Consider the following 24,481-nt stretch of genomic DNA (forward strand, 5'->3'; position numbering starts at 1 on the left):
ACTCTAACCCCGTGGCGACACCGGGAACCCGCCAGCGTCCCGTCCCGCACGCGAGTGTGGGACGGGACGCCGTCAGGGGGTACGTCAGGACAGCGAGTAGGTGGCCATCCGGTGGATGGCGTTGTCCCGCCCGAAGACTCCGCCGCCGACGAGGTCCGCCGCGCGGTTGACACCGAAGTCGTCGAAGTTCAGTGAGACCATCTCGTCGACCCCGTCGCCGTCCAGGTCCGCTGCCAGATAGTTGCGACCGCCAGGCTGCAGCGCGTTACCAACACCGTTCTGGAAGGACCAGCCCGAGGTCAGCACCGACGGATCCCAGGCACCGAGCCCGCCGTCCACACCACCGAGCAGCAGCTGGCGACCCCCGGGGCCGGTCCCCACGTCCACCGACCGCAGCGGTGAGACCACCGAGCTGTAGGTCTCGACACCGTCCGCGGCGAAGCCGTGCAGGGTGCCGAAACTGAGCTGGTACAGGACACCGTTGGCGGTGAAGTAGTTGTCGTGGGACCACGGGCTGCCGCCAACCGACTGGTGCAACAGCTCGCCGGTGCGCCCGTCGCGGATCTCGGTGACGACGTGCGGGGAGACATCGGTGCCGGGGAAGCCCGGGACCGTGCTGCGGACCAGCCAGGTGTGCACGACGGCGTGACCGTCGGCGTACGGGATCTCCGGCGAGGTGAACACGGCCCGGTTGAGCAGGGCACCGTGCAGGATCCCGCCGTCGGCGATCTCCGGAGCGTCGGGGGTCACGGCCCACAGAGCCTTGCCGGTGCCGTCGAGCGCCACCGCCTGCTCCGTCGCATCGGTCCGCTGCAGCCCGTCGATGCTGCCGTACTGGGTGTGCACCCGGCCGTCGGCGACGGTCGTGTCCGAGAAGGCGACGTGACCCGCCGCTGCCGGCGCTGCGTACGTCCACATAGCCGAGCCGTCGCCGCGGTAGGCACGCAGCGCGTCCGTGGGCACGAGGATCTCGGCGGCGTCGTCGCCGGTGATGTCGGCCACGGTCACCGAGCGGACGAACTGCCCTCCGCCGTCGATCGTCGCCTTGATCTTGCCGGTCGCTGCGTCCAGGACCACGGTCGCGGTGTCGGCGGCGACCACGATCTCCGTGTCACCGTCGCCGTCCACGTCCCCGGTCTCGATGCGGTGCACCTGGCCGGGAACCGTGGCCTGCCACAGCTGGCGCGGCTCGCCGCCCTTGAGCGAGGTGCCTGACCAGGCCCAGACGCCGCGGGACTCGCCGCCGGCGACGACGTCGGGCTTCCCGTCACCGTCGACGTCCACGTCCGCGGCGTACGAGAGGTCACCGCGCAGCGGAGTCAGGGACGACTCCTTGCCGTTGCCCAGGCCGTAGGTGTGGACGTTCTGCTGCAGGTCGACGGTGCGCACCCGCGCCTTGGCACCGGACCCGACGATCTCATGGTCGAGCGGCGATGCCACCACTCCTTCCTGCCGCCAGCGCACCTTGCCGCTGCCGCTGAACACGGTCAGCGTGCCGTACTGCAGGCCACTCAGGTTGACCGCCCGATCGGCGTCCGTGTCGTTCTGCGCGGAGGCGACCAGGCTGCCGTCCACGACCGACAGGTCCCACGTGCTGGGCCCGTCCTGGGTGTTGTCGGCAGCACGCTTGGTGGTGTGCGACCAGCGGGCCACCGACGGGTCGGTGCCGTCGAGCACGCGGGTGGTGGTGGCGTTGATGGCCAGGCTCGGGGCCAGGGTGGACTCGCTGACCGCGTACTCGTCACCGCGGGCGGCGCCCAGGTCGCCGATCGTCATCGCCGTCGGGAACGCGTTGACCCGGGTGTCGTGGGTCGTGCGCTCACCTCCCGCGAGCGCATAGGACGCGATCTGGTAGCGGATGCCGTCCGTCGGGTCGGCCTGCTCGATCGTGACCAGGCGACCCCGGTCGGCGTCCAGGTGGAGCTGCCGGACGTACAGCTCGCTGTCCGTCTGCCACAGCACCGAACCGTCGGCCACGTCGAGCACCAGCGTGCGTCCGCGGCCCGCCCTCTGGTCGGTCTTGCTGAGGTCCCACGAGGCGGCGATCCGGCCGTCGCCGAGGTCCTCGATCGCGGCCCACGCCGCGCCGGCGGTCGCCCCGGTGTCATGGGTCCAGGTCGCCGACGGCTTCAGCACACCGTCGGTGCTCTGGAACTTCATGGCCGTGAGGGTCGCGTTGCCACCGGTGCCTCGGGAGTTGAGGCTCGGCGAGTCGGCGATCAGAAGGGTGTCGCCGACGACCTTGACCTGAGCGGCGTAGTTGTAGAGCTTCCACCACAGGGTCTTGCCGGTACGCCCGTCCAGCACGGTCACGTACGTGCCGACCTTGGCCGACCATCCCGGCGGGGCCGACCCGACGCTCGTCGAGAAGACCACGTCGTCGACACCATCGCCGGACAGGTCACCGACGGTGTAACCCTGGTCGGAGGTGGCGGTGAACGGGCTCACTGCGTTGTAGCCGAGGACGAGGTGGGGGCGGTAGAGCTCCTTCTCCCACGGGCGCCAGCTGCTGACGCCCCACTCGGCGTAGAGCGAGTCGGTGGTGCGCGTCCAGGCCGTGGCGCCGTCGGCGGCGTGCCGCTGCACGTTGCCGAAGCTGTGCAGGGTGAAGTAGTCGCTGCCGTCCGCGGCGGCCGTCACGCCGGTGCCCTGGACTCCCTCGAGGACGGAGTTCTTGGTGAAGGTGACCGGGGTCTTCGGGTCGACCGCATCCGCCTCGGCACTCTCGGCACCCTCGGCGTCCTCGGTCGCGGCGTCGTCGCGCTCGGCCGGGTTCTCGGGCGCGTCCTCGCCGTAGACGTCGACACGGGCGGTCGCGGTGACCTTCTCGGCCTCCGCGCTGTTCAGGATCATCGCGCCGTCGGGCGCCTCGGCGGTCTCCGCCGCCACCGCCTGGGGTGCGGCGGTCGCCACGAGGCCCGCGGCCGCGAGCGTGGTGGCGAGGCGAATGCCCCGCCTCTTGGTCCGATGGGTCATCACTGGTCTCCCTGTGCGAAGCGGATCGCCGAGCCGGAGGCGAGCACCGGCTGGTCGGCGGAGTACTGGAGGGCGTCGGAGCCGAACTGGTTCTCGATGCCGACGGTGGCACCGGCACCCTTGGTGGGCACCGACTGGTACTGCAGCGTGATCGAGTCGTCCGCCTCGTCGAAGACGGCCTCGAAGGTGACCCGGGCACCGGAGCCGTCGGCGACGAGCACGTTGCTCCACAGCACCGCGAAGCGGCGGTCGCCGGTCTTGCCGACCGTGCCGGTGGTGACCTTGGACTTCTTGTCGAGCGTCAGGTCGTCCCAGTACGCCGCGACGATGCCGTTCGGGACGGCGTTGGACGGCAGGGTGTCGTTGGCGTAGTCGCCGACCCGCGCGGACAGGAAGTTCAGCAGGCCGTTGGTGGTCACCGCGACCTTGTCGTAGGACACGCCGTAGAAGTCGACGGCGAAGGGGAGCGAGACGGTCTCGGCGTCCTCGTCACCGCTGAGCGCGACCGAGGTCTTGCCGGTGATCCACTCGTAGGTCGCCGGGGTGCAGGAGTGACCCGAGCGGTCGGTACGCGCGGGCAGGCGGAGCGTGGTGCTCTCGTCGCCGTCGACGATCAGCTCGCCGGCGTACTCACCGTTGCAGAGCACCGGCTCGGCCGGGGTCGCCGTCACCGTGTAGTCGCCCTCGGCGACCTTCGGCAGCGAGAACCTGCCGCCGGCGTCAGTGGTCACCGCGGCGATGGGGGTCGCCGCGACGGCGACACTGACGCCGGCGAGGGGCTCACCCATGACGTCGAGCACCGTGCCGGTCACTGCGTGGACCGGAACGGCCGTGAGGGACACGTCCTGGGTGAGGTTCTGGTCGTCCGTGAGCCGGACGTCGGCGATGGTGCGCGTCGCGTAGCCGTAGCCGCTGAGCGTGAAGTCGTACGTGCCGGGCAGCAGGTTGACGGCGTAGCCGCCGTCAGAGCCGGTCTTCACCGTGCGGGAAGCGGTGCCGGTGATCGTGACGGTGACGTCGGGGAGCGCAGCACCGGTCGCCTCGTTGGTGACGGTGCCGGTGACGGTGGCGGCCTCCTTCGGGGCTGCGTCCACCGCGGCGAGGACGTTGAGCTTGCCCTCGCCCCAGACGTTGTTGGCGTCCGCGGTGCCACCGCAGTGCGTGTCGTCGACATCGGTCGCGCCGTCGTTCAGGAGCGCCTGGACGCCCGCGATGTCACCGACGAGCGACGGCGCGGCGGCCATGACCAGAGCCGCGGCACCCGCGACGTGCGGCGCGGCCATCGACGTACCGGAGATGGTGTTGTAGGACGAGCCCGGCCAGGTCGAGCGGACGTCGACGCCCGGGGCGGCGATGTCCGGCACCATCGAACCGTCGACCCGCGACGGGCCGAAGCCGGAGAAGTTCGCGATCTTCCCGTTGATGTCGTACGCACCGACGCCGTAGGTCGGGGCCTGCGAGCCCGGCGCCTCAGCGGTAGAGCAGGTCACGCCGTTGCCCGAGTTGCCGGCCGAGAAGGTGGAGTAGATGCCGGCGGCGTTCCACGCCTCGACGGTGTCCTGGTAGAAGGTCGTGTGACCGCCGCCCCAGGAGTTGTTGACGATGTCGGGCGCCATCTCGGGACGCGGGTTCTGGCCGTTGCTGTCGGTGGGCGCCAGGATCCACTGCCCCGCCTTGAGGAGCGAGGAGTCCGAGCACGAGCGCGCCTCGCAGCCCTTGGCCGCGATCCAGGTCGCGCCAGGAGCGACGCCGATCCCGTTGGCGCCGACCATCGTGCCCATGGTGTGGGTGCCGTGGCCGTTGTTGTCGCACGGGGTGCCGTCCGTGCACGTCCCCGTGGGGTCGTAGAAGTTGTAGTCGTGCGTGAAGCTGCCGCCGCCGTTGTTGCCGCGGTAGGCCCCCACCAGGTCCGGGTGGTCGAACTGCACACCCGAGTCGACGTTGGCGATGACGACGCTCTCGCCGCGGTCGGCGTACTTCGCCCACACCTGGTCGGCCTTGACCTCGGCGATGCCCCACTCGGGGGTCGCGGTCGTACCGGCCTCGGCCGCCTCGGGGGCGGTCGTGCCCTCCGGCGTCTCCAGGGCGTACTGCTTCTCCTGGACCAGCTCGGCCACGTCGTTGCGCTGCGCGAGGTCCTCGACGAGCGCCTCGTCGCCGGTCACCAGGACCGAGTTGTTGATCCAGAAGTCCTCGTGGCCGACCAACTTGTCGTCGAGGTAGGCGGTGAGGGACTTCTGGGAGTGGTTGGCCGCCGAGCGGAGCGCACCGTAGGTGGCCTTCGCCTTGGCGTTCTTGCTCCGCGCAGCGCGGGCCTGGGTCAGGTCGGCGTCGTCCTTCAGGACCACGAAGAAGCTGGCCTCACCGCCGCCGGACACCGCCTTCTCCAGGGCGGGGTCGATCGTAACCGTGGACGTCTTGGTGGCGGCCGGCGCGGCCACTGCGGTGGCGGCGAGGGCCGGCCCTGCCAGCAACGCGACCGCGGCGGTGCTCACCAGCGCTAGGGGCGCGAACCGCCGCCGGCGGGATGATGGGATCAAGCGCATCAGGGTGCTCCTCGGGAGAGTATGGGCACCCGTGACGCTACGAATCCGCCGTTACCGAGGCATTACTGCGCTTCGCCGACCTGCAACAGGGTCCCCCGGGCCCTGCTGCAGGTCTCTTGCAACCTACTGGAAGGTAAAGGCGTGGTCACGGAATTCGGGGCGACGGTTCCGAATACGGGCCACATGGACTCACCCCCCAGGGTATGAAGGCTCCACCCTCCCCGGACAAAAGACTCATGCCAAACCAGGGCGACTCTGCATCAACAGGCGAATCCGGCGGTATCCACACGGGCGCGAGCAAATGCCGGTGGGTCCCGACGACGCCGTCAGACCAGGGCCGCGCGAGCCATCTTCACGAGCACGGCCCGAGTGGCCTCCTCGGGAAGGACCCGGTTGTGCGGGGTGGAGTTGATCAGCCCGAAGACAGCGTGGGCCATGGCGCGCGCCGTGTCGGTGGTCAGCGCCGGGTCGAGGTCGCGGAGCTGGTCGGCCCACAGGTCGACGTACTTCCGCTGCAGGGTGCGCACCTGCTCGCGCGCCTCGTGCGGGAGCGACTGCCAGTCGCGCTCCTGGACGACGATCAGCGCCCGGTCGCGCAGAGCGAAGTCGACGTGCCAGTCGATCAGCGCCTCGATGGCCTCGGTGGTGCTCGAGGCGCCCTTCACCCGGGCACGGCCTTCCCGAAGCAGCTCCTGGGAGATCGAGACGAGCATCTCGGCGAGCATCGCGTCCTTGCTCGGGAAGTGCTTGTAGAGCGCCGGGCCGGAGATCCCGCAGGCGGCGCCGAGCTCGGAGACCGAGACTCCGTGGAAGCCGCGGGCCGCGAAGAGCTCGGCCGCGGTGTCCAGGATCTGCTCGCGCCTGGTCTTCGTCGGGGCCGCGGTCATAGCGCGAGGTTATCGCGTGATCACCACAGGCATCACTCCTCGAGCAGACGGCGTGCCCGGAGCACCGCGTCGAGCGCGATCTCGACGTCGTCGATCTGGTCTCGGGTCGGCGCGCCGGTCGCAGCTCTCGCGCCGGCCCCGGTCTCCACCGACCGGCGCTGCTTCAGGTCGCGGCGCAGCCGGCCCACCAGCTCCTCCCGCTCCGCGCCACGCAGGTGGAGCAGGACGGAGGCGTCGCGGTCGACCGTCCAGCAGAGCTGGTGGAGCACCCCGAGCGAGTGGCCGCAGACCGCATGCCAGTGCCCGCAGGTGCAGGTCACCGCGAGCTCGTCGCCGTAGGGGACCAGCTCGACCCCGGCCTCCTCGGCATGCTCGGCCACGTCCATCGGCAGCTCACCTTCGAGGAGCGCCTCGGCACGCTCGGGCGAGGCACCCACGACCTCCTCGAGCGCGGCGACGGAGCCGTCGTCGAGCACCGGCACCGTGCCGGACACCGTCCACAGCCCGCGCTCGTCGTCGACCGCCGCCGCGAACCTTCCGGCCTCGACGACGAGCCCTCCGATCCGCCCCGAGCGGGCGAGCGCCCGGGCGCCGGTGAGCTGGTTGTCGTCGTAGGCCAGCTCCTCGATCGCCCGCAGGAACGCACGGCCCCACCACGACTCGACCCGCACCATCCCGCGCCGGTGCGGCTCGCGGGCGAAGGTCAGGGCAGGACTCATGAGGCGATCCGGCGACGTTTCCGGCGCTTCTGGGGACCGAGCTTGACCAGCTCGCGCAGCTCGGCGTTGGACAGCTCGGTGAGGGCGGCCTCGCCGGCTCCGAGGACCGCGTCGGCGAGCACCCGCTTGCGCTGCAGCAGCTCGGCGACGCGCTCCTCGACGGTGCCCTGGGTGATGAGCCGGTGCACCTGGACCGTACGCGTCTGGCCGATGCGATGGGCGCGGTCGGTCGCCTGATCCTCGACCGCCGGGTTCCACCAGCGGTCCACATGGATCACGTGGTCGGCGCGGGTCAGGTTGAGCCCGACCCCACCGGCCTTGAGCGAGAGCAGGAAGACGGGCACTTCACCGGCCTGGAAACGCTCGACCATGCGGGACCGCTCGGCCACCGGGGTGCCGCCGTGGAGGAACTGGTGCTCCACGCCGGCGGCGGCCCAGTGGGTCTCGAGGAGGCGGGCCATCGCGACGTACTGGGTGAAGATCAGGACCGCTCCGTCCTCGGCCAGCACCGTCGAGACCAGCTCGTCGAGGAGATCGATCTTCTGCGACCGCCCCGCGATCCGGCCGCCCTCCTGTTTCAAGAACTGCGCCGGATGGTTGCAGATCTGCTTGAGCCCGGTGAGCAGGCTCAGGACCAGCCCGCGACGCTGCGGGTCGTCGGCGTCGAGCCGCTCGATCCGCGCCATCGCGTCGCGCACGTACGCCTCGTAGAGCACGGTCTGCTCCCGGGTCAGCGACAGCAGGTGGTCGGTCTCGGTCTTGGGCGGCAGCTCGGGAGCGACGCCGGGATCCGACTTGCGCCGCCGGAGCAGGAACGGGCCGACGAGGGCCGCGAACTCCTTCGCCTTCCCGACATCGGCGCCCGCCTCGATCTGGCTCGCCCAGGCCCTCCGGAAGGCGAGCCGGCTGCCCAGCAGGCCCGGCACGCACCAGTCGAGCAGCGCCCACAGCTCGGTCAGGTTGTTCTCCACCGGGGTGCCGGTCAACGCGACCCGGGCGTGCGACGGGATCTCGCGGAGCGCCTTCGCGGTCGCGGAGGCGGCGTTCTTGACGTGCTGCGCCTCGTCGGCGACGACGAGTCCCCACGACACCGCGGAGAGCAGCTCGACATCGCGCCGCATGGTTCCGTAGGTCGTCAGCACCACCCCGCTCGCGCCGTCCACGTCACGCTCGGCGCCGTGGTGGCGTCGCACCTCCACCTCGGGGGCGAACCGGGCGAGCTCGGCCTCCCAGTTGCCCAGCAGGCTGGCCGGGCACACCACCAAGGTCGGCCCGGTGTGCTCCTTCTGGCGATGCAGGTGGAGCGCGATCGTCATCAGAGTCTTTCCGAGACCCATGTCGTCGGCCAGGCATCCGCCGAGCCCGAGCGAGGTGATCCCGGCCAGCCAGGTCAGCCCCTCGATCTGATAGCCCCGCAGGGTGGCCTGCAGCTCTGGTGGCACGTCGACCGCCGGCCCCGAGGTCGCGGCGATCACCTCGTCGCGCAGCCGTGCGATCGAGGCCCCGAGGATCACCTTCTCGCCCGGCGCCACCTCAGCGACCTCGGCCGGCACCTGGCCGGTCAGCGCGACCGCCAGCGCCTCGCCTCCGCTGATCCGTTTGAGCAGCCGCTTGCGCGCCCGGCGGAGCACCGAGGGATGGACGACGGCCCAGGCCCCGCGCAGCCGCAGGATCGGCCCTGCAGCCGTCGCCAGGGCGTCCATCTCGGCGGCGTCGAGCGGCTCACCGCCGAGCGCCACCTGCCACTGGAAGGCGAACAGGCCCTTCTCGCCCAGCGGCGACTCGCGCATCAGGTCCTCGCGGGCGGCCGACGTCGATGACGAGGGCGCTCGGTCCACCGCCACCGAGGTCGTCAGGTCGCGGGACAGCGAGCGCGGCCAGAGCACGTCGACACCGCGCTCCTTGAGCCGTTCGACCCCGTCCTCGAGCAGTCCGACGACCTCGTCGCTCGTCAGGGTCAGCGCGGCCGGGACCGGCAGGTCGAGCAGCCGGTCGAGCACCGGCCAGGCCTCCGCAGCGCCGCGGAGAGCGACCTGCACATGCGTGCGTGCCCGCGGGCCGAACCCATGATCGTCCTCCTCGTCCCACAGCCGCGCAGCGTCGGCCACGTGCAGCTGGTCGGCCTCGTCATGCACCTGCGGCACGAGCGTCAGCGACCCCGCGAGCAGGTCCTCCTCCGGCGCCTCGACCCGGAACGAGAGCCGCACCAACGAGGCGATGTCCTGAGCCTGTCGAAGGGGCAGCGCGCTCGTCACCGGCCCCTCGTCGGTCCGATAGCGCGCCAACCTCGTCTGGAGCGACTCCCGGAACGCCCCCGATCCGGTGGCCTTCGGAGCCGAGGTCGGCACCGCGTCCGCGACGGCCGCCACGATCTCCCGCACCAGCGCCTCGGCCGCCCCACCGTCGAGGTCGTCGTAGGCCCGCGCCGAGGCCAGCAGCCGGACCCGCTCTTCGTCCTCCGGCGTATAGCGGACCGCCCACGACCCACCGTCGGGTTCCAGCTGCCCCGCGGCCACGAACCGGAGCCCGAGATGAGCCGCCGACGCGACCAGGGCGACCGAAGGATGCAGGTCGGAGGCTGCGTACGCCTTCTTCAGGACCGGCAGCGCCGCCCGCATCGGCAACGACACCGACCGCCGGGAGTCCACGAACTCCACGGCCGAGTCCCGCGGCGGCTGCGCGGCCCGGAAGACGGCGCGGCCGGTGACGGGTACGAAGGACATGGTCACGACCGTATCCGCCACCACCGACCATTTCTCATCCTGCAGGATGAGGCCGTCGCACCCAGAGGCTGACGCGCACCGTGCCGGGCGCTGCGACGGTGGCTGTCATGACCCAGACCCTCCGCCCACGTGCCACCCTCCCGCCCGGACAGCGACAGATCGACTTCTTCCCGCGCTTCGGCCGACGTCTCGACCAGCCGCCACCGACCGTGCCCCCGCGGCCGACGGTGGTGTTCGGCGGATTGCTCGCGACACCGGTCGAGGTCGCCGTGGACGAGCTCGTCGGTGGCGGGCGGCGGGACGTCCATGCCGACTTCCACTGCGTCGCCGGCTGGTCCGTGACCGGTCTCCACTGGGAGGGAGCCGCCTTCGCCGACATCTATCAGCGGTACGTTGCACCGGCCCTCCCACCCGGCACGGTCGCCACTCATGTCCTGGTGCGCGGCCTCGACGGCGAGCACTTCGTGGCCGAGCTCGACGACCTCCTCGCCGACGACGTCCTGCTCGCCGACCGGCTCGGTGGCCGGCCGCTCGACGGCGCTCACGGCGCACCGCTGCGTCTGGTCAACCCGGCGCAGTACGGCTACGCCAACATCAAGCACGTATGCCGCATCGACGTGCTCGCCGGCGCACCGCCGACCCGCTCTGAGCCGCTGATCGACCGCCTGCTGCAGTCCCACCCGCGGGCGCGGGTCTGGGAGGAGGAGCGGCACGGCACCTTGCCCGGCCGGCTCGTCCGCCCGATCTACCGACTGCTCACGACGTTCCTGCTGGCCGCGGCGCGACGACGCGCGCCGGTCACGAGGTCGGCGGGAAGAGCCAGGAGCTAGCGCCCGAAAGATCGAGCCAGGTGCCTTGGCGGGTAGTCGCCACGCGGGCGATCGTCGCGTCGCACCCACGGCATCCCAGGACCGTGCCCGGGCCGCCGAGGTAGGCCTTCAGTTGAGTGAAGCCCTGGGTGGCTCCGCACCCCCGACAGCGCACCGTGACCATGGTCGGGTCACTCGCGAACACCCGGCTGAACTCGCCCGCGGCGGCATTGCCGTCCAGGACAGTGCTCGATCCGGGGATCGCTTGCGCCGCGTCCGGCGCTGAGAATTCTGATGTCATCACTGACCTCCTGATGGTCCGAATCGCTCGGTGCGGATCTGGCCGTCCGAGTACCCCATCTCGTGCAGCAGCCCCGTCGCATGTTCGACGAAGCCGGACGGGCCGCACACGTAGACACGACTAGCCGTCGGCGATTCCCAGCTGTTCGGGGGTGTGAGGTCGTCGGCGTTCAGGCGCGACGGTGGCCGCTGAGTACCGTCGGGCGCGCTGCGGGTGTAGAGGACGCGCACATGAGCCGGGGCCGGCGTGGCTCGATCATCGGAGAACTCCTCCAGCTCCCGCGCGTACATCAGCGAGCGTTGGTCTCGTACCGAATAGACCAGCATCGTCGGAGTGGCGTCACCAGCACGCCGCCGTGCTCGCAGCATCGTGACCAGCGGCACGACGCCCGATCCACCGGCGATCAGCATCACCGGACCGTCGCCGATGGAGGGCTCGCCCGGTTCCCACACGAACCATTCGCCGAAGGGACCGCGTACGTCGAGCTGGTCGCCGATCTCCATCGTCGTGACCAGATAGGGCGACACCTCACCGCGTGGCACCAGGTCGACGGTGATGGCCACCCGGTTGGGTGTCGACGCATCCGCCAGGGAGTAGCTCCGCTGCGCCGAGTAGCCATCAGGCGCCGTGAGACGTACGTCCACATGTTGGCCAGGTCGGTCGCCGGGCCAGCCCGGGACCCTGAAGACGAGCGTGCGCGAGTGCCGAGACTGTGACCGTAGGCCCACGAGGGTCGCCTGCCGCCAAGTGCTCGTCGCCGACCGGGAAGCCACAGCTGCGTCCTCCGCCTGGCCGCCGGCGATGGGCGACTCAGTCACCATGGTGACGTTCCTCGCGCCACGGGTCGCCGTAGGTGTGATATCCGAGGGTCTCCCAGAATCCTGGTTCGTCGAAGCGTTGCATGGTGATGCCGCTCAGCCACTTCGCCGACTTCCAGAAGTACAGATGGGGAACCACCAGCCGAGCAGGCCCACCGTGCTCAGCAGAGATGTCCTCCCCGTCGTACTCGAACGCCACCCATGCCTTCCCGTCGAGCAGGTCCTCCAACGGAAGGTTGGTCGTGTAGCCGCCGTAGGAATGGACCATGGCGTAGTCGTAGTAGGACTCGACGTCCTCGAAGAAGGTGTCGAGCGAGACACCGCGCCAGGTGGTTCCGAGCTTGCTCCACCGCGTGACGCAATGAATGTCGACGTTGAACTCTTCGGCGGGCAGGGCCATCATGTCGGCCCAGCTCCACCGGATCGGGTCACCGCTCTCCGGGGTGATGGTGAAGGTCCAGCTGTCCTTCGAGACCAGCTGTGTCGGGCCGGCGGTGAGCACGGGGAAGTCGTGGGTCAGGTGCTGACCTGGCGGTAGATCGACATCACGCGGGTCGCGGTGACCGACGAATCCACGGGAGATGGTCACGGGGTCACTCCTCACTGTCCGAAGGGATGAGCAGTACGGCGGTCTCTGGTGGCGCAACGACACCGATGTGGGTCCCCTTGCCCGGACGTCGGCGACTTCTCGACAGTATGCGTCTCCGGGTATCCGGGATGCTAGAAGCTCCAGGCCACAGCGAGTCGGGCAGGCGAGTGAGTCACGTCACCGTTCAAATGCAAATAACAACTAGGCCCTTTAACAACTCCCACGTAGGCTGTCAACCCGTGACAGAAACTTCCGCCAAGCCTGAGAAGGCGCCGGACGACCACCTCGACAAGAGCGTACTCATCGTCGCGGGCGTCGTCGTGCTCGGATCGATCATGTCGATCCTCGACATCACGGTTGTCTCCGTCGCGCTGGAGACCTTCCAGCGCGAGTTCGACGCCACCTCTGCCGAGGTCGCTTGGACGATGACCGGCTACACCCTCGCCTTGGCGACGGTGATCCCGCTGACCGGTTGGGCCGCCGACCGGTTCGGCACCAAACGTCTCTACATGACCGCGATCGTGCTCTTCGCGCTCGGCTCGGTGCTGTGTGCGCTGGCCACCTCGCTGCCGATGCTGGTCGCCTTCCGCGTGATCCAGGGCCTTGGTGGCGGCATGCTGATGCCGCTCGGCATGACCATCCTGACCCGCGCCGCCGGCCCCGAGCGGGTCGGTCGCGTGATGGCGATCCTGGGCGTACCCATGCTCCTCGGCCCGATCCTCGGCCCCATCATCGGTGGCGCGCTGATCGACTCCGCCTCGTGGCACTGGATCTTCCTGATCAACGTCCCGATCGGCGTCATCGCCCTGGTCTACGCCTGGCGCGCGCTGCCCAAGGACCACGTCGAGCCGTCGCAGTCCTTCGACTTCCTCGGCATGCTCCTGCTGTCCCCGGGTCTGGCGCTGTTCCTCTACGGCGTCTCCTCGATCCCCGAGGCCGGCACGGTGCTGGACACCAAGGTGCTCTCCTTCATGATCGCCGGTCTCGTGCTGATCGCCGCGTTCGTCCCGTGGGCGCTGTCGGCCCGCAACGACCACCCGCTGATCGACGTACGCCTCTTCGGCAACAAGGAGCTCACCGTCGCGGTGATCACCCTGGCGATCTTCGCGATGGCGTTCTTCGGCGCCTCCCTGCTGTTCCCGCTCTACTACCAGCAGGTACGCGGCGAGGACGCCCTCCACGCCGGCCTCCTCCTGGCTCCGCAGGGTCTGGGCGCGATGGTCACGATGCCGCTCGCCGGCATGCTCGCGGACCGGACCGGCCCCGGCAAGATCGTCCTCGGCGGCCTCACCACGATCGCGGTGGGCATGTTCATGTTCTCGCGTCTCGACGAGGCCACGCCCTACTGGTACCTCCTGCTGTCGCTCTTCATCATGGGTCTCGGCATGGGCGCCACGATGATGCCGACCTTCGCCGCCGCCCAGGCGACGTTGCGCGAGCACACCATCGCTCGAGGTACGACCCTGGTGAACATCGTCCAGCAGGTCGCGGCCTCGGCCGGCACGGCGCTCTTCTCGGTGCTCCTCACCAACGCGCTGTCCGGCAAGGAGTCCATCTCTGCCGCGGACGACCTCGCAGACAAGCTCGGTGTCCCCGCCGCCGGCCTGGAGAAGTTCATGACCGACCCGGCCAACCAGCAGAAGGTCGGCGAGGCGGCCGCATCGCTGGGTCTCGACCCGGCCAAGCTGCCCGAGGTCTTCAAGGCGATCCCGGTCGAGATGGCCGAGGCCTTCTCGACCACCTTCGTGATCGCCTCGATCCTGGTGCTCGTCACGCTCATCCCCGCCTGGTTCCTGCCCAAGACCAAGGCCGAGCACGGCGCCGCCGCTCCCACGGTCCTCCACTGAGAGAGAGATCGCAGGACGTACGCAGGGCCGGGCTGCCACAGGCAGCCCGGCCCTCGTTCTGTTGAGACCCTCGAGTGTGCGGGAACCAGACTCCATTCCGTCCGCTGATCGCCTGCTGCGGACGACAATCCCGGCGCACCTGTACCCAGATCATTGACGACACCCCGGTCTACGTTGTGATCCAGCACGCCCCAAGGCCCGACCGACTGGCTGGTGCCGACACACCTGTGATCTCACGCTCTCGATTGCGGCGAGCAACGACTAATCGGGTCAGCTGACGACGTGCTGGTTGATGATCTGGCGAGCACGGGCACCACACGCCACCCCGATGGACTCGGGCCGATGTCAAGACCCCTCGCTGCCCGAAGCTTGTCTAGCAAATCACCGGGCAAAGAGCGCGCCAAGCGCGCTCCCATGTCGCCATCCGTGAGACTCAAGCCATGTGAAGAGGGGGGTCTTGATGCGGCTCGTCTCGAACGAGTACACAACGGGCTGGAAGCCGACTTTGTCGTCACCGTCACCGGTCGAGGAGCGATTCACGCCGCCGAACTCGAAATGCCACTTCTTCTTGATCATCTTTCCAGACGACCAACTCCGCTCGGCCCCGAAGCCGAATCCATCCTCCGTGAAGCCGGCGCGGGCCTCGGTCTCTGCCGAATGATCCTGGTAATCGAAGGTTCCGTTCTGATCGTTGAGGGTAACGATCAGACGATACGACTGGTCTATGTGTGCGACCTGGGTCGGATACAGGCTCGTAGCCTTGACGACGTCCCACCAACCAAGGATTTGAGTTCCTTGGGCGAAGAAACTGAACGGCTCGCTCTCGACATTCAGAGAAACGATCTGCGGCAGCATCTGAGCGATGGGCGTCGGCATGCCTACATGTCTACCTCGGAACCGGCCGCTTTGGCCAGCAACGGAGCGGACCGACGCCGCGACACCACCGAGCAGACTCCCCAACTTGCGTCGCTTCTGATCTAATGGGCCACACGTCCGAATAGCGGACGACTGTAGCCCCGTCGCTGTCTCCCAACCTAAGGACCACCAAATGCTCGGAAGAAGAGTGGCATCCTTCCCTCTCATCGCGATCGCACTGTTCGGACTGTCCGCGTGCGGCGGCAGCATCCAAGAGGACAGCTTGGAGGAGAATGTAACCGACCAACTCGAGAAGATGGCGGGACAACGGCCAGACGAAGTCGACTGCCCTGGAGACCTGAAGGCCGAGGTTGGCGCGGACATCCGATGCAAGCTCTATGCTGGCGGAGAAGAGATAGGCCTCACAGTGACCGTTACGTCCGTAGACGGTACCGATGCCAAGTACGAGATCCAGGTCGACGAGCGGTAATGTAAGTCAACCCAGTGCAGTTTCTAACAATTCGACTGCGCCAGGAACAATCTTCGCGTCCGCTACAAAATCTCGGAACTCGGATCCGACAACCGCCCATTGCGCATACGTGCAGGTGACCGCAAAGATCAAGACGATCCGCTTCCAAGGCGTCTCGTTGTCGACGATGGCTTGAATGACCTGCGCCTGATACAGGTCGAACCGACTCTCATTGATCGTTGCATCTATTTCGATCAGTTGCACAATCGCAGGCGAAGTGTCCGAGCCTACCTCCTTTCGCTTGACCAAGGATGCGGATGCGCCGCCCTCACGCATTTCCGCCAGGGCTTCGTCCCCAATCATCCCAAGAGTCGAGGCATCGACCCGAAAGAACCCTCTGAGGCTCATGATAGGGGTGTACCTTGCATCCGGATCGGGTCGAACAGCAACAAAATCTGCGTCGCCAATCCCGGACTCGGACGGCTCGATCGAATACCATCTCTTATTTGGTAATGCGACCTCTACTGGTACAGGCAATCCCGAATTCACCACAGGATCCCTCCAATCGCTTCCACAACCGATTTCCCGTGTGAGCCATTTCTATCGGGTCGTACTGCAGCTTATCGAAAGTGCGCAAGAGTCCCTCCGGGTCACGGGCCACGTCGACGTACTCTCCAGGATCCAGAGTGGCATTGTCGTAGAATTGCGCCGGGTTCTGAATGATATCCTTCCCGGTCGCGGCGATCTCGGGAAAGTCGATGACGATGTTCGGCTTCACAGTTCCACCAATTCCGAGCGCTACTCCCGCTTCTGGTTCCAGCGAGAATCGACCACCGTCCCAAGACATATTAAGGTCGGCAATGTAACCCGCACCCGCCCATGCTTCGGCGTTCAGACCGGCACCGAAACCCCCGAACGTAACGTCGCTTCCCCCTCCAACTTTCCCGCCGGCAAATGCCCCAACTCCGGCGTCGACCCCACTCTCATTGATCGACAGAGAGTTGTTGACTTCCGCGCCGATAGATCCGTAGGCGTTTACACTGCCCGTCCAATACCCGTGTTCGACTTTAACCTCGCGCTCGCCTTGAGCAACGTGAATGTGCGCACTTCCTTCTAGCTTGACTCCATCCTTACCGAAGGTTCCTACGACCTCGCCACCGACATTGTAGAGGGTGTATTTTCCGTCTCCGGCTACCTTGAATTCACCGACACTCTCTTCCCAATCTTCCTCGAGGCGAAATACGTACACCTCCCCCTTGGCATTGATCAATTGGAGTTTGTCGCCGACGATTTTGTATCCTTGGACTTCGCCGCTTCCGCCGAGCAGCTCTCCCGGCACCCCGGCTTCCTTGAATTTCTTTCGAATGTCATCTGGGAGCTCCTGGAATCCCCGGCGCTCAATGCTTCCATCCCCCGACCCCGTGGCTGCGGTTGTGCCAGCCTTATCGAGAGTTTCCCGAGCGTCCTTCAGGATCTCTTCCGCATCCTTGCGTAAGGCCTCACCTGGGTCCACGAACGGTCCAGGATGAACGAATCCGATCAGCGGTATAGACTGCCCGCTTCTAATCGCCGCATTGTGCTCCGCCACTTGACGGTTGTAGCCCTCGACTGCCGCGTTGTGGTCGGCGAGTGCTTTCTTTGTTGCCGCTTCGCCTTCATTCCACTTGTCAATTGCGCACTGCGCGCGGTCCTGTGCGGTACCAAGGGCGTCCGCGTAGGTATTCAGGCGCGCACCCACACTTTTGAGCCTGTCTCGGTGGGCCTCAAACTTCTTAGCCACCCCCGCCTTCTCATAGGTGTACCCAGCCTTGCCGAGGCCCCCTTCCCAAGTTGGGATCGCTAGACCTCCGATCGTTTCGAGCAAGGTCCCGATACGCCTCTGCTCGTCGTCGATCGCGGTGGCGTGCTCAGCCACGGCAACCTTGTCACCGATGATCAGGGCCTTCGGGTCATCCGTTGCGCCGAGCTCAGCGCCGTTGGGCAGCCCCATCATTCTGCCTTCGGAACCGATGGAGGAGGCGTCAGCGGGGAGAACTGGGCGCCGTCTTGACCGTAGATGTTCGGCAGTGGCTGCATGTTTCTAGACGATTGCCCCAAGGCGTGTGGGAGAGGCGTCAACTTGCTGCTCTCGCCACCCTCCGCCCAAGAACCAGGTTTCATCAGTTCCGCGCTGTTCAGGTCCGCCTGCTCGTAGTCTCGTGCCTTGTCGCGGAGGTACTCGGCCAACGACTCTAGATCCTTGCCCAATCCATCGTGGACGTCCTGCGCTTGCGACAGCACCTTCTTCTGCCAGGACGCGACCTCGATGTGCCCAGCCCGCTCGGGCGCAAGCGCCGAGTGCGGCATCTTCGAGGCTTCAAGGTCCTCGCGCAGGGCGTCGTACTTGGCCGCTGTTCGTCGTAAGTCCTCGACCGTGACCTCGTACCCGTTCATCGCCATCCCCCGTGTGGTTGTCGTTCGTTACATCTCTTCTTCCCCAGAAGTCGGCAACTCAAACAACCCAGCACTGAAAGATTTGTCTACCCGAGAGAAAGAGAGCGTTTTGGCCCAAAGCAAAGTTGGCACGGTCATAGTGATGCAGTCAACGCCAAACACGAGGTTCTGTTGGGAATCGTCGAGGCTAGCCCACTGACCCGCCGCCCCACGATCGAAGACGGAACGACGCCGGGAGGTCAGATCGGCGCCGCGTTCAACTGCACCGAGCTATTTGTTCGGGCGGCTCTTGCCGTTCCCAGACTCGTCGCTCTGTTGCGTGTTAGGGACCCAGCCGCGGGAAGCGTTCGGGTCCAGGACGTCGCTGGCGGTCTCGGTCCAGTCGTCGGTGTAGTCGGCTTCCCACTCTTGGTTCTGGCCGCCGTTCTGATCGCGCTTCTTGCCGCCGCGGCCGCCTGCTGCACCGGTCGCCCCACGGCCAGCGGCACCGCCACGGGCCGTGCCGCGGCCACCAGCACCAGTGCCGCGCGCGCCGGCTCCGGCCGCGCGCCCGCCCGACGCTCCCGCACCACGAGCCCCCGCACTTCGCGCACCAGCGCCAGCACCTGCTCCCGCACGGCCACCAGCAGCTCCTGCCCTGGCGGCTGCGGACTTGGCAGTGGCCGATCGCGAGGTCGCGCTGGCCGTCGCTGCCTTGGCAGCGCCGCCTCCGAACTTGCTGGCGATTGCCTTGGCAACACCGGCACCCAGGAGTGCACCACCAGCACCTACTGCGAGCGCGGTGGCGCCACCAGCGCCGCCGCTCAGCGGGGCCAGTCCATCCGCAGTCTCGACCATTGCGTAGGACGTCGCGGGGGCCGGCGAGCCGTCGAAGTTGATCCACTGGCCCTTCTCGTTGTCCCACTCTGGAAGGTTCTGGGCCTCGTACTCCTTGATCTTCGCGTTCTCGGCCTCGATCTTCTCGTAGCCCCAGCCGTCGGGATAGGTGGCGTTGGCGTTGATCTTCGCCTTCCGCGCTTGGGCAGCGGCGATGGCGCTGTAGGAGCCTGGAACTCCCGGCGAACCGGACGGACGCTCCTGCCGGGTGTTGTCCGGGTCGATCAGCGCACGAACCTTCGGGTCTGCGTCGATGACGGCCGCATCGACCGCCTGTACCTTCGCGGCCGCCTTGCGCTCGGCGTCGGCGATCGCTGCCTCACGGGCCGCGTGGTCGGCCCGGGCCTGCGCCAGTGCTGCGTCGTTCTCTTCGGCCTGCCGCTTCCCGACCTGCTTTGGGTCGGTCGGGAAGTCCGCGGGGTTCACGCTCGGGTGCGAACCCGGGAGGGAGCTGTCGATCTCCGCCTTGGCCTCAATCGCCTCTCGGATTCGAAGGCGCACTACTTCCAGTGCAGCCTCGGCGTCCTGGATCTTGTCGCGCTTCTCGTGCGCAAACTTCGAGGAGTCCAGCATGCCGCTCTTAACTGCAGCTCCAGACGCCGACACCTCCGAGAACCCGTCGCTCGCCTTTCCTGCGTTGTCCCCCATGGTCCGGCCAGCACGATTGAACGCCGTGCGACCGTCGCCCCAACCTTCAGTCATCGTCAAGATTGCTCCGGGATCAGCCCCGCGGACGTAGTCATCAAGTCGTAGTGCCCAAAATCCCTTGACCGACATGAAACCCTCCCACGAACCAAAGAAGCCCGGCCGACTCCGCCTGAGTAAAGTACACACAGCATCCTGCCAGAACTAGCCAGAACCCGTCCGCAGCTTTGCTCTACCCTCGTCGCATGACGACCTCTCGGCCTCTGGCACTCGCAGCTCTGGCCCTCGCGACCACCATGACCATGGCAGCCTGCTCCTCTTCGAACGGATCGCCCGCCGAGGAACCGACCACCTCATCGTCTGCGACCGCATCACCGACGACCGCATCGAGTGCGCCGACTGTGCCCTCTGACTGGCAGACGGTGACTCTCCGTGACGTGGCCGAACTGTCTGTCCCGTCTGATTGGAACGTCAAGTCCCTGAACGCCTCTCAACACACACTGAATGCGCCACTCGACGCCAGCGGACTCCCGGCAGCGACAGGCATCGCCTCGGCTGGCAACCTCGCCGGTGGCGATCCGGAGAAGGCGCTCGAGTCGGCCGCCAAGTGGTCCATGGAGAATGACTACTCGGGCTACTCCAACCTCAAACGTCTCCCCAACGAGGTCATCAACGGCACGACCTTCTACCGTCTTCAGCTTGAGTCTGAGGCAACCTGGTTCGATGTGTACGGAACCGTCACTCCCGATGCCGAGTACCACATTCTGATCGAGTGGCGTGCCGACAAGATCATCGATCGCCAGGAAGCCGAGGCGATCTGGAGTCCTGTGATGCCGACGTTCAGGATGCTCTGAGGCCAGAGCTGCCGCGGTTGGCTCAGACCGGAATGTTGCCGCGCCTCGCGAGGGTGTCCTTGTTGAAGAGCACCAGCGGGTTGCTCATGATCTTGGTGGCCTCGATGAACTTCTGAATCACCATCGCGGCAACTTCGGCCTCGGCGTCGGCGCCTTCCAGCTCCTTGACCGCGGCCGCGATTCCCTCGTCCATCCGGGTGATCGCGGTCTCGGACTCAGTCAACGCCTTGTCGATAGCCTTGTGGCCTTCCTGCACCAGGCTGAACAAGTACTTTCCGTCCGCTGAGTCGCCGAACATCCCGGCAGCCGGAGGAGTCATCGCTTCTCGCGCAGCGACCACGTTGTCCTTCTCCGCGTTGAGGTCATCCCGCACCTGTCCCAGAGCGAGGTAGTCGACCGCAACCTCATGACCGTTGTCACCCATGGTGTGCCCTCCCGAGGCTTCCGTACGCACCCCCGGCGGGTGCCTCAGTAGGAGTAGTACACCGCAGATCAAGCGGGGGCGCGACCTGGATGCTCACAGTGCGACGGGGAGCGTGGCGTAGCCGCGGAGGATGCGGGTGGGGCGGCGTACGGCTTCACCCCGGACGCGCAGGTCGGGGAACCGCTCGAACAGCATCCGGAGACCTACCCGGGCCTCGAGGCGGGCGAGGCTGGCGCCGAGGCAGAAGTGGGCGCCGGCGGAGAAGGAGAGGTGCTGGTCGGCGTTGGCCCGGGTGATGTCGTACGTGTCGGGGTCCTCGAACACCGCAGGGTCGCGGTTGGCGCCGCCGAGGACGACGGCGACGGCGGTGCCGCGGGGGACATCCACGCCGGCCACGCTCGTCGGTGCGTAGGCCTGGCGGACGGTGGCCATGACGGGCGGGTCCCAGCGCAGGGTCTCCTCGACGACACCGCCGACGAGGGACGGGTCCCCGAGGAACAGGGAGCGCTGGTCCGGATGGGCGGACAGTGCGGCCACGGCGTTTCCGAGGAGGTTGACCGTGGTCTCGAAGCCCGCCGCCAGCACCAACAACCCGAGGGCGTGGAGCTCGATGTCGTCGAGGTCGCCGGCGATCACCAGAGCACTGAGGAGGTCGTCGCCGGGGTCGGCGCGGAGGCGGCGTACGTGGTCCTCGAACCAGTGGTGGAGGGACCGCATCGCAGCCTCGACCCGGGTGTAGTCGCGCCACGACAGTCCCGGGTCGAGGATCGCAGCGGCCTGGTCGCCCCAGCGCAGGATGTCGGGGCGGTCCGAGTCTGGCACCCCCAACAGCTCGGCGATCACGGCGATCGGGAGCTTCGCGGCGTACTCCTCGATGATGTCGACCTGCCCGTCGCGCGGGTCGATCTGATCGAGGACCTCGCCGGCGACCGCGGTGACCATCTCGGCCATGGAGCTGATCCGACGAGCTGTGAACGCCTTCGAGACATGCTTGCGGTAGCGGGTGTGCAGGGGTGGGTCGACCGCGAGCATCGACGGCGGATCGACCGGACCCAAGGCGTCGGGCGAGCTCACCTTGGCGGGCAGCCACCGCAGCGGCACCGGCAGCTCGCCCTGGCCGTCCCCGACGCCGAAGTCGCTGCTGCGGAGGATCTCGTTGGCGGCGGCGCACGAGACCGTGCCGGCCATGAACGGGTTCAGGTGGAGCGGGCCGCGCGCTCGCAGCGGCCCGTAGTCCGGGGTCCCGTGCGACCACATCAGCTCGGCGAGCGGGTCGCCGCGCCTCGACGCGACGCTCAGCACGGCACGGTTGATGCCTTGCGAGAGGGCCCAGCGGGCGTACGACCTCGGCAGCTCACGCCGAGACATCGGCCAGCTCCTCGTGGAGCTCGTCGGTGCCGATCCGGTCCAGCAGGGGCGCCAGATCGGCCAGCAGCTCGGCGAAGGTCGCCTCGTAGTCCTCCTGCGACAGCGCCGGGTCGAGCTGCGCCTGGAAGCGGATCCGCCAGCGGTGGCGGAGGGCCTGCGCCAACCGTTCCGGGGTACCGAAGGCCTCGACATACTCCGCCGACCAGGGCAACCGGGGCGCGATGCCGGTGCGCAGCTCCGCCTCGGCCTGGTTCAGCAGCCTGTACCGCTCATGGGTCTGCGTCCACGTCATTGTGTTCACCGTCCTCTAGCTGGGTGATCACGACGCTATGGCCCGCGCCCGCCCGCGCGCATCGGACGCTGGCAGGCACCTGCCTTCCTACCCTGGTAGGAGATCGCCCGCCTGCCACGGTCGGATGCGACCCAGGTCACGCGTTCCTAGACTGGACGGCATGAGTGTCCAGAGCCTGGCTCGCGACGTACGCGACTTCCTGGACGGACGCGTACGCAGCAAGGACCTCGACATCCCCTGGTGGGCGCCGCTGCTCTCGGCCGCCGGGCTCATCGCGATGGTCACCGTCGCGGTGCTCCAGCGCGAGGGGAGCGGCGCGATGGTCCTCGCCGGGTTGATCATCACCGTCCCGTCGCTGAGCATCTTCTTCATCCCCAACACGGGCGAGTGGCTCAAGCACCACATGTGGGTCGTCGACCTGGTGCCGACGCTGGCCGGTTCGGCCTGGTTGATGTCCCAGCCACCGACGGGGTTCTGGCCGCAGCACGACTTCGCGCCGGCCGTGCTCGTACCGCTCACGCTCGAGATGGTCGTCCGAGAAGGGTTCCGGACCGGCACCCTCTACGCCGTAGCCTCGGCCGTGGTGATGGGAGCCTTCGCCACCGACACCCCGAGCGGGATCGGGGTCCACTTCCTGCTGCTCTTCGTCGGCTGGATCCTCGGGCTGCTGATCCTCGCTCAGATGCGGGCACTGCGCGCCGAACGGCTCGCGCGCGAGCAGGAGCACTGGCGCGCGACGGAGGCCGAGCGCACCCGGATCGCCCGCGAGATCCACGACCTCGTCGGCCACTCGCTCTCGATCACCATGCTGCACCTGACCGCGGCGCGCCGCGCCGTCGCCGAGGGCGACGACCCGGACGAGGCGGTCTCGGCGCTGACCGAGGCGGAGGCCGTCGGCCGCCGGGCGATGACCGAGATCCGCCGTACGATCGGGGTGCTGTCGGCCGACGGTGCCGGCACGGCTCCCCTGCCCGGCGCCGCGGATGTCGTCCGGCTCGTCGAAGAGGGCCGCAGCGCCGGACAGACGATCACGTTCTCGTCCTCCGGCGATCTCTCCCGCATCGACGCCGGGGTCGGTCTCGGCATCTACCGGATCCTGCAGGAGTCCCTCGCCAACGCCATCCGGCACGCCCCCGGAGCACCGGTGACCGTCTCCTTGGCGGTCGCGGACGGCGTACGTCTCTCCGTGCAGAACCCGCTCGTCGGCACCCGGCGCGGGGTCGGCGAGGGGTCCGGGCTGGCCGGCATGGCCGCCCGCGCCGAGCAGCTCCGTGGCCGGTTGTCGGCCGGCGCCGAGGAGTCGACCTGGAAGGTGGATCTGGTGATCCCGTCACACTGTCTCGTACGCAGGGCTCTCGCATGACGCCGGTCAACGACTCTGACCCGATCCGCGTGGTCGTGGTCGACGACCAGGAGCTCGTACGCAGCGGCCTGCGCCGCATCCTCCGCCGGCGCGACGGGATGGAGATCGTCGCCGAGTGCGGAGACGGCTCCGAGGTGGTCGAGGCACTCGAGGCGAACCCGGCCGACGTCGTCGTCATGGATCTGCGGATGCGGCAGGTCGACGGCATCGCCGCGACCCGGCAGCTGCGCGCGCTCCCGTCGGCGCCACCGGTGCTCGTGCTGACCACGTTCGACGAGGACGAGCTCGTCTCCGGTGCGCTGAGAGCCGGGGCCGCCGGCTTCATCCTCAAGGACTCACCGGCCGAGGAGCTCGTCATGGCCGTACGCTCCGTGGCGCTCGGCGACGCCTGGCTCGACCCCGCCATCACCGGCCGGGTCCTGGCCACCTACCGCTCCGCCGCCCCGCCGGCGGCGAGCCCTGCGGAGGTCTCCGAGCTCACCGACCGCGAGCTCGAGGTCCTGCGCGGCCTCGCCTCCGGCTGGACGAACTCCGAGATCGCCGAACGTCTGGTCATCTCCGAGCTGACCGTCAAGTCCCACATCGGCCGCATCTTCGCCAAGCTCGACCTCCGCGACCGCGCCGCCGCCATCGTCTTCGCCTACGACCACGGCATCGTCAGGCCGGCGACCTGAGCGATGCCGTGAT

General features: G+C 67.9%; 22 protein-coding genes. 6 read left to right on the forward strand and 16 right to left on the reverse strand.

The features are described from left to right. Positions 1-84: 84 nt before the first annotated feature. From WBG06_RS10525 to WBG06_RS10545, 5 genes are all read right to left on the reverse strand, one after another. Entirely contained in the window at positions 85-2,976 is a 2,892-nt protein-coding gene (locus WBG06_RS10525; RefSeq protein WP_336736535.1) for an FG-GAP repeat domain-containing protein, read from the reverse strand. Next, positions 2,976-5,522 (reverse strand): S8 family serine peptidase, encoded by a 2,547-nt coding sequence (locus WBG06_RS10530; RefSeq protein WP_336736536.1) that lies wholly within the window; start codon positions 5,520-5,522, stop codon positions 2,976-2,978. The genes WBG06_RS10525 and WBG06_RS10530 overlap by 1 nt, the downstream gene beginning before the upstream one ends. A 326-nt stretch (positions 5,523-5,848) precedes the next feature. Beyond that, on the reverse strand, positions 5,849-6,409 hold the full coding sequence (locus WBG06_RS10535) for an SACE_7040 family transcriptional regulator (RefSeq protein WP_336736538.1): 561 nt from the start codon (positions 6,407-6,409) through the stop codon (positions 5,849-5,851). Positions 6,410-6,441: 32 nt separating this feature from the next. Then, complete coding sequence (locus WBG06_RS10540) at positions 6,442-7,128, reverse strand: SWIM zinc finger family protein (RefSeq protein ID WP_336736539.1); 687 nt, start codon at positions 7,126-7,128, stop codon at positions 6,442-6,444. Then, on the reverse strand, positions 7,125-9,851 hold the full coding sequence (locus tag WBG06_RS10545; RefSeq protein WP_336736541.1) for a DEAD/DEAH box helicase: 2,727 nt from the start codon (positions 9,849-9,851) through the stop codon (positions 7,125-7,127). Before WBG06_RS10545 ends, WBG06_RS10540 begins: the two co-directional genes overlap by 4 nt. Before the next feature lie 107 nt (positions 9,852-9,958). Here WBG06_RS10545 and WBG06_RS10550 point away from each other — a divergent pair, with 107 nt between their 5' ends. After that, positions 9,959-10,681: a molybdopterin-dependent oxidoreductase gene (locus WBG06_RS10550; protein WP_336736542.1), complete on the forward strand. Its 723-nt coding sequence runs from the start codon at positions 9,959-9,961 to the stop codon at positions 10,679-10,681. Here the strand turns inward: WBG06_RS10550 and WBG06_RS10555 are convergent. Genes WBG06_RS10555 through WBG06_RS10565 form a run of 3 tightly spaced genes read right to left on the reverse strand, consistent with a single transcriptional unit; the run spans position 10,650 to position 12,368 of the window. Then, positions 10,650-10,961, reverse strand: a complete 312-nt coding sequence (locus WBG06_RS10555; RefSeq protein WP_336736543.1) for a DUF6510 family protein — start codon at positions 10,959-10,961, stop codon at positions 10,650-10,652. The two genes, WBG06_RS10550 and WBG06_RS10555, sit on opposite strands and share 32 nt — an antisense overlap. Continuing rightward, entirely contained in the window at positions 10,961-11,782 is an 822-nt protein-coding gene (locus WBG06_RS10560) for an FAD-binding oxidoreductase (protein WP_336736544.1), read from the reverse strand. The genes WBG06_RS10555 and WBG06_RS10560 overlap by 1 nt, the downstream gene beginning before the upstream one ends. After that, positions 11,772-12,368 (reverse strand): sulfite oxidase-like oxidoreductase, encoded by a 597-nt coding sequence (locus tag WBG06_RS10565; protein ID WP_336736546.1) that lies wholly within the window; start codon positions 12,366-12,368, stop codon positions 11,772-11,774. Before WBG06_RS10565 ends, WBG06_RS10560 begins: the two co-directional genes overlap by 11 nt. A gap of 239 nt (positions 12,369-12,607) precedes the next feature. On the opposite strand from WBG06_RS10565, the gene WBG06_RS10570 reads away from it, so the two are divergent. Further along, entirely contained in the window at positions 12,608-14,215 is a 1,608-nt protein-coding gene (locus WBG06_RS10570; RefSeq protein ID WP_336736548.1) for a DHA2 family efflux MFS transporter permease subunit, read from the forward strand. Positions 14,216-14,596: 381 nt separating this feature from the next. On the opposite strand, the gene WBG06_RS10575 is transcribed toward WBG06_RS10570, so the two are convergent. Continuing rightward, positions 14,597-15,091 carry a hypothetical protein gene (locus WBG06_RS10575; protein WP_336736549.1) on the reverse strand — a complete coding sequence of 165 codons (495 nt, stop codon included), beginning with the start codon at positions 15,089-15,091 and terminating at the stop codon, positions 14,597-14,599. A 172-nt stretch (positions 15,092-15,263) separates the two neighbouring features. Here WBG06_RS10575 and WBG06_RS10580 point away from each other — a divergent pair, with 172 nt between their 5' ends. Further along, entirely contained in the window at positions 15,264-15,560 is a 297-nt protein-coding gene (locus WBG06_RS10580) for a DUF4333 domain-containing protein (RefSeq protein ID WP_336736550.1), read from the forward strand. Positions 15,561-15,566: 6 nt separating this feature from the next. Here the strand turns inward: WBG06_RS10580 and WBG06_RS10585 are convergent, their stop codons facing one another. From WBG06_RS10585 to WBG06_RS10600, 4 genes are all read right to left on the reverse strand, one after another. Next, positions 15,567-15,947, reverse strand: a complete 381-nt coding sequence (locus WBG06_RS10585; protein WP_336736552.1) for a hypothetical protein — start codon at positions 15,945-15,947, stop codon at positions 15,567-15,569. Between the two features lie 94 nt (positions 15,948-16,041). Beyond that, a complete protein-coding gene (locus tag WBG06_RS10590) occupies positions 16,042-17,529 on the reverse strand; it encodes a WXG100 family type VII secretion target (RefSeq protein ID WP_336736553.1) in 1,488 nt (495 codons plus the stop codon). Further along, complete coding sequence (locus WBG06_RS10595) at positions 17,529-17,972, reverse strand: hypothetical protein (RefSeq protein WP_336736554.1); 444 nt, start codon at positions 17,970-17,972, stop codon at positions 17,529-17,531. Before WBG06_RS10595 ends, WBG06_RS10590 begins: the two co-directional genes overlap by 1 nt. A gap of 270 nt (positions 17,973-18,242) precedes the next feature. Beyond that, positions 18,243-19,625, reverse strand: coding sequence for a hypothetical protein (locus WBG06_RS10600; protein ID WP_336736555.1), 1,383 nt, complete (start codon positions 19,623-19,625; stop codon positions 18,243-18,245). A 113-nt stretch (positions 19,626-19,738) separates the two neighbouring features. On the opposite strand from WBG06_RS10600, the gene WBG06_RS10605 reads away from it, so the two are divergent. Continuing rightward, the gene (locus WBG06_RS10605) at positions 19,739-20,347 is read left to right on the forward strand and encodes a hypothetical protein (RefSeq protein ID WP_336736556.1); all 609 of its coding nucleotides are present in this window, start codon (positions 19,739-19,741) and stop codon (positions 20,345-20,347) included. Between the two features lie 22 nt (positions 20,348-20,369). On the opposite strand, the gene WBG06_RS10610 is transcribed toward WBG06_RS10605, so the two are convergent. From WBG06_RS10610 to WBG06_RS10620, 3 genes are all read right to left on the reverse strand, one after another. Continuing rightward, a complete protein-coding gene (locus tag WBG06_RS10610) occupies positions 20,370-20,771 on the reverse strand; it encodes a hypothetical protein (protein ID WP_336736558.1) in 402 nt (133 codons plus the stop codon). Between the two features lie 93 nt (positions 20,772-20,864). Further along, complete coding sequence (locus tag WBG06_RS10615) at positions 20,865-22,139, reverse strand: cytochrome P450 (protein WP_336736559.1); 1,275 nt, start codon at positions 22,137-22,139, stop codon at positions 20,865-20,867. After that, positions 22,126-22,431, reverse strand: a complete 306-nt coding sequence (locus WBG06_RS10620) for a hypothetical protein (RefSeq protein ID WP_336736561.1) — start codon at positions 22,429-22,431, stop codon at positions 22,126-22,128. The genes WBG06_RS10615 and WBG06_RS10620 overlap by 14 nt, the downstream gene beginning before the upstream one ends. Before the next feature lie 160 nt (positions 22,432-22,591). Between WBG06_RS10620 and WBG06_RS10625 the strand changes: the two genes are divergently transcribed. Beyond that, positions 22,592-23,794: a sensor histidine kinase gene (locus WBG06_RS10625; RefSeq protein WP_336736563.1), complete on the forward strand. Its 1,203-nt coding sequence runs from the start codon at positions 22,592-22,594 to the stop codon at positions 23,792-23,794. Next, positions 23,791-24,468, forward strand: a complete 678-nt coding sequence (locus tag WBG06_RS10630) for a response regulator transcription factor (protein WP_336736564.1) — start codon at positions 23,791-23,793, stop codon at positions 24,466-24,468. Before WBG06_RS10625 ends, WBG06_RS10630 begins: the two co-directional genes overlap by 4 nt. Positions 24,469-24,481: the final 13 nt, after the last annotated feature.

The sequence above is a fragment of the Nocardioides sp. CCNWLW239 genome (assembly GCF_037137035.1).
GTDB lineage: Bacteria > Actinomycetota > Actinomycetes > Propionibacteriales > Nocardioidaceae > Nocardioides.

Coding starts and splice junctions, on each gene's coding strand:
- WBG06_RS10545 (WP_336736541.1), bottom strand. CDS start 9,851: ATGTCCTTCGTACCCGTCACCGGCCGCGCCGTCTTCCGGGCCGCGCAG.
- WBG06_RS10615 (WP_336736559.1), bottom strand. CDS start 22,139: ATGTCTCGGCGTGAGCTGCCGAGGTCGTACGCCCGCTGGGCCCTCTCG.
- WBG06_RS10625 (WP_336736563.1), top strand. CDS start 22,592: ATGAGTGTCCAGAGCCTGGCTCGCGACGTACGCGACTTCCTGGACGGA.
- WBG06_RS10580 (WP_336736550.1), top strand. CDS start 15,264: ATGCTCGGAAGAAGAGTGGCATCCTTCCCTCTCATCGCGATCGCACTG.
- WBG06_RS10590 (WP_336736553.1), bottom strand. CDS start 17,529: ATGGGGCTGCCCAACGGCGCTGAGCTCGGCGCAACGGATGACCCGAAG.
- WBG06_RS10555 (WP_336736543.1), bottom strand. CDS start 10,961: ATGACATCAGAATTCTCAGCGCCGGACGCGGCGCAAGCGATCCCCGGA.
- WBG06_RS10540 (WP_336736539.1), bottom strand. CDS start 7,128: ATGAGTCCTGCCCTGACCTTCGCCCGCGAGCCGCACCGGCGCGGGATG.
- WBG06_RS10620 (WP_336736561.1), bottom strand. CDS start 22,431: ATGACGTGGACGCAGACCCATGAGCGGTACAGGCTGCTGAACCAGGCC.
- WBG06_RS10600 (WP_336736555.1), bottom strand. CDS start 19,625: ATGTCGGTCAAGGGATTTTGGGCACTACGACTTGATGACTACGTCCGC.
- WBG06_RS10525 (WP_336736535.1), bottom strand. CDS start 2,976: ATGACCCATCGGACCAAGAGGCGGGGCATTCGCCTCGCCACCACGCTC.
- WBG06_RS10535 (WP_336736538.1), bottom strand. CDS start 6,409: ATGACCGCGGCCCCGACGAAGACCAGGCGCGAGCAGATCCTGGACACC.
- WBG06_RS10610 (WP_336736558.1), bottom strand. CDS start 20,771: ATGGGTGACAACGGTCATGAGGTTGCGGTCGACTACCTCGCTCTGGGA.
- WBG06_RS10630 (WP_336736564.1), top strand. CDS start 23,791: ATGACGCCGGTCAACGACTCTGACCCGATCCGCGTGGTCGTGGTCGAC.
- WBG06_RS10560 (WP_336736544.1), bottom strand. CDS start 11,782: ATGGTGACTGAGTCGCCCATCGCCGGCGGCCAGGCGGAGGACGCAGCT.
- WBG06_RS10605 (WP_336736556.1), top strand. CDS start 19,739: ATGACGACCTCTCGGCCTCTGGCACTCGCAGCTCTGGCCCTCGCGACC.
- WBG06_RS10595 (WP_336736554.1), bottom strand. CDS start 17,972: ATGAACGGGTACGAGGTCACGGTCGAGGACTTACGACGAACAGCGGCC.
- WBG06_RS10575 (WP_336736549.1), bottom strand. CDS start 15,091: ATGCCGACGCCCATCGCTCAGATGCTGCCGCAGATCGTTTCTCTGAAT.
- WBG06_RS10550 (WP_336736542.1), top strand. CDS start 9,959: ATGACCCAGACCCTCCGCCCACGTGCCACCCTCCCGCCCGGACAGCGA.
- WBG06_RS10530 (WP_336736536.1), bottom strand. CDS start 5,522: ATGCGCTTGATCCCATCATCCCGCCGGCGGCGGTTCGCGCCCCTAGCG.
- WBG06_RS10585 (WP_336736552.1), bottom strand. CDS start 15,947: ATGAGCCTCAGAGGGTTCTTTCGGGTCGATGCCTCGACTCTTGGGATG.